The sequence below is a fragment of the uncultured Thiocystis sp. genome (assembly GCF_903866365.1).
Taxonomy (GTDB): domain Bacteria; phylum Pseudomonadota; class Gammaproteobacteria; order Chromatiales; family Chromatiaceae; genus Chromatium.
In genome coordinates, this window is record NZ_CAIPNF010000252.1 from 1 (window position 1) to 9728 (window position 9728).

12 protein-coding genes and 1 pseudogene are annotated in these 9728 nt (G+C 60.4%); 4 read left to right on the top strand and 9 right to left on the bottom strand.

The genetic code is table 11. The features are described from left to right. The 3 genes from QZY07_RS14050 to QZY07_RS14060 all read left to right on the top strand — a co-directional run. On the top strand, positions 1–1269 hold a 1269-nt coding region (locus tag QZY07_RS14050), incomplete at its 5' end, for a 2Fe-2S iron-sulfur cluster-binding protein (RefSeq protein WP_295403847.1). 8 nt (positions 1270–1277) lie between these two features. Beyond that, on the top strand, positions 1278–1856 hold the full coding sequence (locus QZY07_RS14055; RefSeq protein ID WP_295403850.1) for a hypothetical protein: 579 nt from the start codon (positions 1278–1280) through the stop codon (positions 1854–1856). Then, positions 1856–2680, top strand: coding sequence for a cytochrome c3 family protein (locus QZY07_RS14060; RefSeq protein ID WP_295403853.1), 825 nt, complete (start codon positions 1856–1858; stop codon positions 2678–2680). The genes QZY07_RS14055 and QZY07_RS14060 overlap by 1 nt, the downstream gene beginning before the upstream one ends. A 7-nt stretch (positions 2681–2687) precedes the next feature. Here QZY07_RS14060 and QZY07_RS14065 read toward each other — a convergent pair. The 6 genes and pseudogenes from QZY07_RS14065 to QZY07_RS14090 all read right to left on the bottom strand — a co-directional run. Continuing rightward, positions 2688–2798 (bottom strand): annotated as a pseudogene (locus QZY07_RS14065) (type II toxin-antitoxin system mRNA interferase toxin, RelE/StbE family); the annotation flags it as partial. A 9-nt stretch (positions 2799–2807) separates the two neighbouring features. Then, positions 2808–3074: a type II toxin-antitoxin system RelB/DinJ family antitoxin gene (locus tag QZY07_RS14070; protein ID WP_295403855.1), complete on the bottom strand. Its 267-nt coding sequence runs from the start codon at positions 3072–3074 to the stop codon at positions 2808–2810. 141 nt (positions 3075–3215) lie between these two features. Continuing rightward, complete coding sequence (locus QZY07_RS14075) at positions 3216–3503, bottom strand: cytochrome b/b6 domain-containing protein (RefSeq protein ID WP_295403858.1); 288 nt, start codon at positions 3501–3503, stop codon at positions 3216–3218. Beyond that, complete coding sequence (locus QZY07_RS14080; RefSeq protein ID WP_295403861.1) at positions 3500–5443, bottom strand: nickel-dependent hydrogenase large subunit; 1944 nt, start codon at positions 5441–5443, stop codon at positions 3500–3502. The genes QZY07_RS14075 and QZY07_RS14080 overlap by 4 nt, the downstream gene beginning before the upstream one ends. A 77-nt stretch (positions 5444–5520) precedes the next feature. Next, a complete protein-coding gene (locus QZY07_RS14085; RefSeq protein ID WP_295403864.1) occupies positions 5521–6696 on the bottom strand; it encodes a hydrogenase small subunit in 1176 nt (391 codons plus the stop codon). Continuing rightward, on the bottom strand, positions 6693–7139 hold the full coding sequence (locus QZY07_RS14090) for a hydrogenase expression/formation C-terminal domain-containing protein (protein WP_295403879.1): 447 nt from the start codon (positions 7137–7139) through the stop codon (positions 6693–6695). The genes QZY07_RS14085 and QZY07_RS14090 overlap by 4 nt, the downstream gene beginning before the upstream one ends. Before the next feature lie 134 nt (positions 7140–7273). On the opposite strand from QZY07_RS14090, the gene QZY07_RS14095 reads away from it, so the two are divergent. Further along, positions 7274–7849 (top strand): RimK/LysX family protein, encoded by a 576-nt coding sequence (locus QZY07_RS14095; protein WP_295403866.1) that lies wholly within the window; start codon positions 7274–7276, stop codon positions 7847–7849. Between the two features lie 42 nt (positions 7850–7891). On the opposite strand, the gene QZY07_RS14100 is transcribed toward QZY07_RS14095, so the two are convergent. The 3 genes from QZY07_RS14100 to QZY07_RS14110 all read right to left on the bottom strand — a co-directional run bounded on the left by QZY07_RS14100 (position 7892) and on the right by QZY07_RS14110 (position 9336). Beyond that, positions 7892–8449, bottom strand: coding sequence for a CDP-alcohol phosphatidyltransferase family protein (locus QZY07_RS14100; protein ID WP_295403869.1), 558 nt, complete (start codon positions 8447–8449; stop codon positions 7892–7894). A gap of 40 nt (positions 8450–8489) precedes the next feature. After that, complete coding sequence (locus tag QZY07_RS14105; RefSeq protein WP_295403873.1) at positions 8490–8930, bottom strand: phosphate-starvation-inducible PsiE family protein; 441 nt, start codon at positions 8928–8930, stop codon at positions 8490–8492. Positions 8931–9021: 91 nt separating this feature from the next. After that, a complete protein-coding gene (locus QZY07_RS14110; RefSeq protein ID WP_295403876.1) occupies positions 9022–9336 on the bottom strand; it encodes a PepSY domain-containing protein in 315 nt (104 codons plus the stop codon). Between the last annotated feature and the right edge of the window lie 392 nt (positions 9337–9728).

Genomic DNA, 9728 nt, shown 5'->3' on the forward strand with positions numbered 1-9728 from the left:
CTGATCGGCACCTTGATCCTGGGCCAGGTCGTCGGGTTCGTGGTCTGGGGGCTGTCTCGCCAACGCGCCAGATACCGCGCGCTGGAACGGCAAGGAGCCGATGTTGGTGCGCTGGATCCAAACGCTGGCACGGTCGCCGACCAGACCTTCGACGCCTTGCCCACACCAGCCTTGACCGGAGCGCCGGCCTGGTCTGGCGAGCGGGATTTCGTGGTCCAGCGCAGGGTGATCGAAGACGGCAATGCCAGCGTCTGTTCCTTCTCTCTGGTTCCCGCCGATGGCGCGCCGCTCCCACTCTACCGGCCGGGCCAATACCTGACCTTCAAGCTGGACGTGCCGGATCCGGCGGGCAGCACGACGAAACAGGTCGTGCGCTGCTACTCGCTGTCGGACCGCTCGCGCGCCACTCACTACCGGGTGTCGATCAAACGGGTTCCGGCCCCGCCCGGCAAGCCCGATGTTCCTCCGGGGGTCGCCTCGAACCATTTCCATGACCGGATCCAGGAAGGCGCGCGCCTCTCGGTTCGGGCGCCCTCGGGGCATTTTCACCTGAACGAGGACGGGGAACTGCCGATCGTGCTGATCGCCGGCGGCATCGGCATCACGCCGTTGCTCAGCATCCTGAACACCCTGGCGCACTGGGCCGATCCGCGCGAGGTCTGGCTGTTCTACGGGGTGCGTAACCGGGGCGAGCACATCATGAAAGAGCACCTGGAAAGCCTGCGCGATACCTATCCGGGCTTTCATCTGGAGGTCTGTTATGGGGATCCCTCCGAGGAGGATGTCCACGGCGTCGACTACCAGCACCGGGGCTGGCTCGATATCCGGTTGCTCCAGCGGACACTCCATTTCGGGCGTTATGAGTTCTACGTCTGCGGCCCGCCGCCCATGATGGAGGTGTTGGTACCCGCGCTGGAGGCATCAGGCGTCGCGCCCGAGGACATCCACTACGAAGCCTTCGGTCCCGCCTCGCTGAACAAGCGTCGGGCGCCAGCACCCACGGCGGTCAGCGCGCCGGTGGTGGTGCGTTTCAGCCAATCGGGCAAGACCGTCCAGTGGGATCCCGCCGCCGAATCGCTGCTCGAACTGGCCGAGGACCAGGGCATCCGGGTCGACTCGGGCTGTCGCGCCGGCAGTTGCGGCACCTGTCAGACCGCCATCGAGTCCGGCGAGGTCAGCTACCAGCAGACCCCGGACGCGGACGTGAAACCCGGCCATTGTCTGCTCTGTATCGCGACACCGGCCACCGACCTGACTCTGGCTCTATAGGAACCGTCATGAAACGTTCGATTCTTCGCAAGGACGTCATCCCCTTTCTGGCGCTGTTCGGGTCGCTGCTGGTCGCGACCGCCGTCGCCGATGCCCTGCTGCATCTCCTGGATCTGGTCTGGATCGGGCGCTATCTGGGCATCCCCGGCACTATTCTGATCCTGCTGTCGTTCTTCTATTCGATGCGCAAGCGCAAACTGATCCGATTCGGCGAGCCGAAGAAGCTGTTGCGCCTGCATGAGGTGCTGACTTGGCTTGGGGCGCTGATGATCCTGGTGCACGCCGGTATCCATGTCTACACCCTACTGCCCTGGCTGGCCCTGATCGCGATGCTGATCACGCTCGCCAGCGGGATGACCGGGCAGTACCTGCTGGACCGCTCGCGGCGTGACTTGAGCGCGAAACGCACGGCCTGCGCAGCCGATGGCGCGAGCAGTCAGACGGTCGACCAGGATGTCTTCTGGGACGCGGTGACGGTGGACCTGATGAAGCAATGGCGGAGCGTGCATTTCCCGATCACGCTCGCCTTCGGGGTGCTCGGACTGGCGCACATCCTCAGCATCTTTCTGTTCTGGCAGTGGAAATAATGAAGACGAAACTCATCTTTTTGGTCGTCGCCGCGAATCTGGTCCTGCTGTTACTGCTCGCTATCGTCTATCCGCACCTGATGGTCGAGCCTGGCAAGCTGATCAACGCCCATGCGTCGCTGGAGACCGATTGCTTCGCCTGTCATACCCCGTTCCTCGGGAGTCGGCCGGCGAAGTGCGTACAATGTCACAAACCCGCCGAGATCGGCCTGGTCACCACCAAGGGTTTGTCGATCGCCCACGAGCGCAAACTGACGCCCTTCCATCAGGATCTGATCGAACAGGACTGTGTCGCCTGTCATAGCGATCACAAGGGCGTGCAATCCTTCCGGCCCATCGGCCAGTTCTCGCATGAGCTGTTGCAAGTCAATCTGTGCGGCGAGTGCAACGGGTGTCACCGCAATCCTGGGGACAGCCTGCACCGGGAGCTGGTCGCCAATTGCAGTCAGTGCCATTCGCCGCAGGCCTGGACACCGGCCACCCTCGACCATGAGCAATTTTTCCGCTTCGACGAGGATCACCAGACCGCCTGCGCCACCTGCCATGTAGAACAGGACTACAGTCGCTATACCTGCTATGGCTGTCATGAGCACTCACGCTCGAACATTCGCGCGGAGCATGTGGAGGAAGGCATCGAGGATTACGAGAACTGTGTCGAGTGTCACCGCAGCGGCGATGCCGAGGAGGGCGAGGGGGACGAACACGAGGGACGGAATGCGGACATTGGCACCCTGAGGAGCCAAACCCGCCAGGATCTTTGGGAGCGTAGCCGGGGCAAGCAGGATAACGATGACGAACCTCACGAGCGTGAGGATGACGATTGAGCCGCTCTCACCCAAACAGTTCGCTGTGCGAACCCAGCCGGGCGAGTCTGAGCCGATTGGGTTCGGATTTGCGGTAGATCAACAGCCAGTCGGGCTTCAGATGACACTCACGAAGGCCGAGGCGCGTTCAATCGTCCGCATGCAGATTCGCCATCAGATCCTCAACGCTGCCGAAGGGTTGACCCTGGGCGGATTCCAACTCGGCGATTGCCGCGCGGGTGGTGGCGTTCGGGGCTTTGATCTCGAATGGCAGGCGATGCTCGTCAGCGATGCGCTGCATGAGGAGGCGAATCGCATCCGACACGGACAATCCCATGGCGGCGAGGGTTTCAGCCGCTTGCCGCTTGGTTTCCTCGTCAATGCGGGCACGGACATAGGTACTGGCACGGGTCATGGCGGCTCTCTGGATGGGCTTTCATGCTCTGAGTGTGGTCACAACAAGACGACATTGCAAACGCCAGCCGCACGAAGGGGAGAGCGCGGCGAAACCCATCGCTTCCCGCGCCGACGCATCAGCATCGCGGACCACAAAATTTTAGATCAGACAATAAAGCGATAAAAAAAGGGTAGGAGAAACGCCCATGCCATACTCGTTTCGGGTGCGCCGGATCCAGCACCCACTAAACTTAGACCGATCAACCAAGCACAGCAGAAACCCGAGCGACATGTGCAGATTTAGCCAGAACAGGCGCCAATCCTCATTCTCCGGCGCGGACTCGCGCAGGCTGTTGCTGACGAACAACCCGATCAGCAGCAGCACGACACACCAATGAAAGGTCTGGGCGACCAGACCGTAGCGTGCCAGCGCAGCGTTTGCATTCATGTCGGCGATGCTCCGTCTGACACACCACCAACGCCTGGCGGATGCACGTCACTTGGGGTTGCGCACCTGGCGTCTGGCGCCAGTGACACGCGGGCGGCATGATTGATATCGACCTCCATCAGCGGCTGACCATCCGGGTCGATGAGATGGACGGCGCAGCCGATGCAGGGATCGAAGCTATGGATCGTCCGCAGGACTTCCAGCGGTTGCTTGACATCGACCAGACGATGGCCGACCAGGGCGCGCTCGTAGGGGCCGGGGGTATCCTGGTCGTCGCGCGGTCCGGCATTCCATTGACTGGCGACGACACATTGATAATTCGCGATCAGGCCGGACGTGCGATCAAGCCTCACCCAATGGCCCAGCGCCCCGCGCGGCGCCTCGGTGAAACCGAAACCGACCGACTGGGGCCACTGCTGTGGCTGGGTCAGACGGGTGAAGGTCTCGGGATTCCAATAGGCCCCCGACCGGTGGTTGTAATAGTGTTGATACCAAACCGCCATCTGGTCGGCGATGATCTTGGTTTCCAGCATCCGGCAGAAGATGCGTCCCAGCGTCGAATTGAGTTGCCCGACAGTCAGCCCCAGGCCGTCTTGAGTGACTGGATCGGTCCAGTATTGCTGAACCGCACGGCGCACCAGTTTGTCGGTGGGGAGCGTACCCCGCGCGTGCATTGCCAGGATATGGGCCAGTGGCCCGACCTCCATCGGCTCGCCGTCATAGCGCGGTGATTTGATCCAGGAATAGCGCTGGGATTCGTCGAGCATGTAACGCGACGCGCCATCGGGCTTCGGCCCGGTGTAGTGGAGTGTCGTCGATCCAACGGAGGGGTGTTCGCCTGCGGTCGAACCCCGATACCAGGCATGTGCGACGTTTTCGGTGACCAGGGAGGGGTCGAAGGGGCGCAGCCGCGTGGGATCGCTGGCCCAGATAACGCCCGGCGGGATCAGATAACCGGCGGGATAATCGATGGCGCCATCCTTGAACTCGGTCCTGACCAACGCCGGATCGGGGAAATCGCCAAAACAGAGGAAGTTTCCTTCCGTCGCGCCGATCAGCGCCCATTCCCGATACTGACTCGCCAACAGGCACACGTCGGGAAGATAAACCTGATCGACGAAGGATTTCATGGTGGCGATGGCGGTCTTGATGACCGCCAACCCCGCTGTGTTGAGCGATGTCCCGCCGGCGTCTTCGCTGATCCGTCCGGGATTGCTGCTCAGGGTGCAGGGCATGCCACCCACCACCAGATTGGGATGCGGATCCTTGCCCCCGAAGACCGCGTGCAGTTTCACCACCTCGCGGGCCCAGCCCAACGCCTCCAGATAGTGGGAGACCAGCAACAGATTCGCCTCCGGTGACAGTTGGTAGGCGGGATGCCCCCAGTAGCCATTGGCGAACAGACCGAGCTGGCCCCGGCTCACCATGCCGTTCAGCTTGGTCAGGAGCGTCTGGAAGTAGGCGGTATCGGGAAGCCGGCCCTGGTTGGGTTTATGGCCGGGATTGTTGGTCCTGGCCAGACTGGCGGTCGCGGCTGGACTGGCTTCCAGGGCGCTGACGACATCCACCCAATCCAGCGCGTGGAGATGGTAGAAGTGCATGACATGATCGTGCACATATTGGGCGCCGATCATCATATTGCGGATGTAGTCGGCGTTTTTCGGCACCTTGATGCCAATGGCATTTTCCACCGCCCGCACCGAGGTCAGCCCATGCACCACGGTGCAGACGCCGCAGATGCGTTGCGTAAAGGCCCAGGCGTCACGCGGATCGCGCCCGAGAAGGATCGCCTCGACGCCCCGCACCATGGTGCTGGAGCTGAGACCGGGTTTGGTGATGACGCCACCGCCCTGGCCATCGGGTTCGGCATACGCCTGGATCCGCAAGTGGCCCTCGATGCGCGTCATGGGATCAATGATGACATTCGGTGTGGTCGCCATATTTGTTCTCCTAGCCGTCTCTTTCCAGATCGATTTGCAAGACCCATCCGACCGCCATCGAATTGGCCGGAACGCACTCAGTCATCGTGTTCATCGTCATCGCGCTCCTGCTCGTGGTCATCGGCCTCGCGTTCCCCTTTGGCTTCCTGCCGTTCGTCGCTTTCGCCCTCGTCCTCGTCCTCGTCCTCGTCCTCGCCCTCATCTTCTCCCTCGCCGTTGGCCAACGGGACATAGAATCCTTTTTGGCCGTTCAGATCGAGACGATCCCAGAAATCCGGCTCCGAGCAGCCGATGCAGCCATGTCCGGACATCATGGGAAAACTGGTGCCCTGATTCCATTTGATCGTGGCACAGGCGTTATGCGTGACCGGCCCTTTACAGCCGAGCTTGATCAGGCAGCCCCCACGCCGGGCAGCCGCATCATCGAAGGATCGTGCCAAGGGACCGTCCTCGTAAGATTCCTCGCGATAGCATTCGTCATGGACGGTTTCGCCATAAAACATCGAGGGGCGACGAAGATCATCCAGATCGGGCATCCCGCGCGCCAGGTAGTAGAGGATGACGCCCGTCGTCACCTCCGGAATCGGTGGGCACCCGGATAGATTGATCAAGGGTTTACTGATCCCGAGATTGCGCATCAAGGTTTGGATGGAGACCGCGCCGGTGGGGTTGGGAGCGGCCTTCGGCAGTCCGCCGAAGCTGGCGCAGGTGCCCACGGCGAGAATCAACCGGGCATTTTTCGCGGCATCGCGAAAGCGGGCGACCCCGCTGCGTTCGCCGCTGATGAAATACCCGTTGTCCCATTGGGCGGGGATCGATCCGTCCACCACCAGCACATAGCCGGATTTTTGCGTGACAGTCCTGAGCTGTTCCTCGGCCTGCTCACCAGCAGCGGCCATCAGGGTTTCCTGATAATCCAGAGAAATCAGGTTGAGGATCAGATTGTCGAGGGTGGTGCCGCCACGAAAGGCGAAGGAGTTCACCATCGATTCCAGGCAGCCCGTGCATTCCTGAAACGACAGGTAAACGACCGAGGGTCGGGTGCGCGCGGTCGCGGCGGCGGCCAGTTGCGGCACCATGGCTTGCGGCAAGGCCATCAGAGACGCCATGCCCGCGCAGAAAGACAGGAAACGTCGCCGGCTGATGCCCAGTTCGAGCAATCGCTTCGCGGTGGCGTCGTCGAGCATGATCTCCCCGTCCGTCCGCGCCTGTTCCTGCGCCCAGGCGGATGGCTTGTGTAACCCTGTGGTCATGGCCGTGTTCCTCGCGTCTGACTCGGCTGAATGGGGTCAACGGGCGTCGTCGCCGGCGGTTCAATACGCGCGACCGCGAGCGCTTGGTCGAGCCGTTGCAACCCCGCGCGCAGGTCGGCCGCATGGGGTCTCAGGATGTCCGGAATCAGGGTGATTTCGATGAATTCCGTGACGATGCCGCCCTGTTCGTGGGCGTGAGTCAGCCACCATACGCCGGGGTATTGGGTTTCCCTGACCGTGATCCTGACGTCCGCCTCGATCACGGCGGTCACCTCGCCCGTCGACAAGACCTCCTTGAGCGATCGATAGGTCGCTGAACGCATGCGCGGCAGCGATCTCAAATCAATCACGCTCGGTTTTCCCGATTCAATGAGCCGTCTGAGTGAGGTCTGAATCTCCTTCAGCACGCTGTCGACAATGGATGCATCGCGCACCTGCCGCATGGAGCAGCCCGCACGAACTGGAATATCGCTTAAAGTGGTCACGGTCACTTCACCCCCTATCGTATCAATCAATCCGATTCATTCAATCGTCAGGCCGTATGGTGTCTCGGCCCCGTTTTCAGAGGAATCCCCCGATGGCGCCACGCTGTTGTTGCCTTTCCCACCACGCCTTGCCATCCGTTGCAGCCATCGCGCTCCTGGCATCGACGATGCTGACGAATGCGGCAACCGACACTCAACCTTGCGCCTCCCTTCAAGCACCCATTCAGCCCATTCAGCCTGTGATCGGCGTCATTGAAACGGTGCGTTTGATGGACATCGACATCGAGCTGAACGCGCGGATTGATACCGGCGCCGGCCTGACCTCGATGGATGCCACGATCATTGAAATCATGAAAAGTGATCAGCCATCCCAACCTGACCGCATCGTGTTTATGATTCAAGATGGCGCGGGTGGCACCCGCACGCTGGAAAAAGACATCGTCGATTGGGTCAAGATCAAAAAGAAAGGCGCGCCTGGTTCGATGCGGCGACCGGTGGTTATCATGACCATCTGCCTCGCTCATCAAGCCATCGCCGACCGTGTCAATCTCGCCGAACGCAAGGGCTTTTCATATCCCATCCTGATTGGTCGTCATTTTTTGAAAAATGGTCGATTTCTGGTTGACTCGGAACTGAGTTCGACGCACGTCCCGGCGTGTCAGCAATAGCGGCAGACCGCCGCATGAGACCATCTGCCATCGCACAGGGCGTTATTCCAATGCCGTGCGATGCAGAATGAAACATCTCACCAATGAAACAGACGCGACGATCATGCCGGTCACAGCCATCAGGACGCTGAGTTGCAGCACGACCGTGTTGACCGCCATGTTTGACAGGAAAGCGTGATTGCCGATCATCAGCAGCATGGATGTCATAAACAGCACCCCCTTCAGTTTGCTGAGACGGTCAGCCGGTATCACGATCTGATTGGAGGCGGCAATCGATCGCATCGTATCCATGATGTATTCTCTTGCCAGCATCAAGAGTCCCAGGTAAAAAAAGAACGGTTGAATTTTGAAGCCGATCATTAAAAATGTGGAGATAATCACGATCTTATCGGCCATGACATCCAGAAAGATCCCCTGCCTGCTCACCTGATCGAGCTTGCGCGCGACGGCTCCATCGACACTATCCAGCATGACGGCAACCAACAGCAGAAGAAAAGCCATGGACCAGCAATCACTCGCCATCAAAGCCAGGCCAACCCAGGCCAGGATCAATCGGGCGATCGTGATGTCATTGGCGAGCGTTAACAGGATCGATTTCATCTCATGCCACGACGGTGTCGATTCAGTCGCCAATGATGGGTCATGACTCCCCGCGCTCCCGCGAAACGCCTTCGCGCGGGACTTCGTAAGGAAAGCGCACATGGCCGTAGCGGATCAGAAGCACGGCGCCCGCGAGGATCAGAACGGCTGACGCGATAGCGATGATCTGCCACTCGGGGAGTCCTTTCAGATCGAGGATCAGGTGTCGCGCCAAGGCCACCATGGCGATATAGAGCGGCATCCGCACCGGTAGCGCGCCGGACTCCAGATAGACCGCGACCATGCTCAACACCTCCAGATAGATGAAGAGCAGAAGCAGGTCGGCCAGAGTCACCTGGCGAGCTGCGATCATCTCGGCAATCTCCTGGCCGCCCGCGACGAGGGTGGCGACAGAAATCACGGTGAGGCCGATGAGTTCGACGTAGGAGAGGAGCCGTGCGCCGGCGGAGGCCATTTTGGGATGATAAAAGCGATTCGTCATAAGTTAATTTTTAGGTTGTGTGAACCATCATGCCGGCGTTGAGGCGTCATGCGCGGCTTGTTCGGCCTCTCCGTCCTCAACCGCCTGGATATCAATCTTCTTCGACGGTGAGGATGCGTCCCGTTGCGGCATCGACTTGAATCTCCAGAACACGTCCGTCGGGGGCCAGAATTTTGAGTTCATAGCACCAGGAGTCCTTGCCAAGACGCTCCGCGTCATCGAACTCAACTTCGATCACTTCTCCCGGCACGGTTTGCGCGACCAACGCCAGAATGTCAGCGATGGACTGAACCTCACCGCGATTCAGCGCCTGACGCGCCCGCTCATGATCCGGTTCGACATCGTGACCTGCTGCCGATGCCGGCATCGCTGAACCCAGCCACATGGTCGCCAGCGCGAACGTCACGCTAATCGTCGTCGATGAAGTGTGCATGGCGCATCATGCGGTCTGTTTGCTGACCAATCCCTGAGCGAAGCTGACAGCGTTTGGTCAGGTCTGACCGCGTAACGTGCCGCCTACCTCGCGATCCAGCGCCGTCATCCGACGCCGCGCCCATCCGCTTAGAGTCTGTTCAAAAAGTTTTCCTAATGAGATTAAATGGTTGCGGTTACGCTCTTCACGCGTTTAAGGCACAAACTTGGTTTCCGCCGGTGCCATGTTCAGGAACCATATGTAATTCAGTGAGAACTTTATGAACAGACTCTTAGGGGAGCCCAAGTCGGACGGTTCGGAGGCACGCAGTTGTGTCACCTGCCATGGGAAGGATCTGACCCAGCCGGGTCGGCAGGCCGGCCCAG